Source organism: Vibrio sp. T20 (assembly GCF_007858795.1).
Classification (GTDB): domain Bacteria; phylum Pseudomonadota; class Gammaproteobacteria; order Enterobacterales; family Vibrionaceae; genus Vibrio; species Vibrio satsumensis.
Genome location: NZ_VFEB01000156.1, coordinates 1 through 363, shown reverse-complemented (window position 1 = coordinate 363; position 363 = coordinate 1). Strand labels below are relative to the sequence as shown.

Sequence of the window (363 nt, the reverse complement as noted above, 5' to 3'; positions counted from 1 at the left end):
AGAGATGCTTGGACACGGCGGGGCAGAGATGCTGGTTTACCGTGAAGACATTGTTGTTCCACAAATAGAGCCGAATGAAGTGCTGATCAAAGTGCTGGCTGCGGGCGTTAATAATACCGATATCAACACGCTAATTGGTTGGTATTCTAAAAGCGACGCCTCTGACGATGCGAGCTGGTCTGGTAACGCTTTACAGTTCCCTCGCATCCAAGGTGCCGATGTGTGCGGTTTCATTGTAGGGGTCGGGCAAGACATTTCTGCTGATCGCATTGGTGAGCGTGTTCTGATTGAGCCCTGCGTAACTGAGGTGTACGGGCAAGATTTACCGCAACCATGGTACTTCGGCTCAGAGTGCGATGGCGG

1 protein-coding gene is annotated in these 363 nt (G+C 51.8%); it reads left to right on the top strand.

Translation table 11 applies throughout. The features are described from left to right. Positions 1-363 (top strand): alcohol dehydrogenase catalytic domain-containing protein (locus tag FTW16_RS17870; RefSeq protein ID WP_186728091.1); only part of this gene is annotated, 363 nt, incomplete at both ends.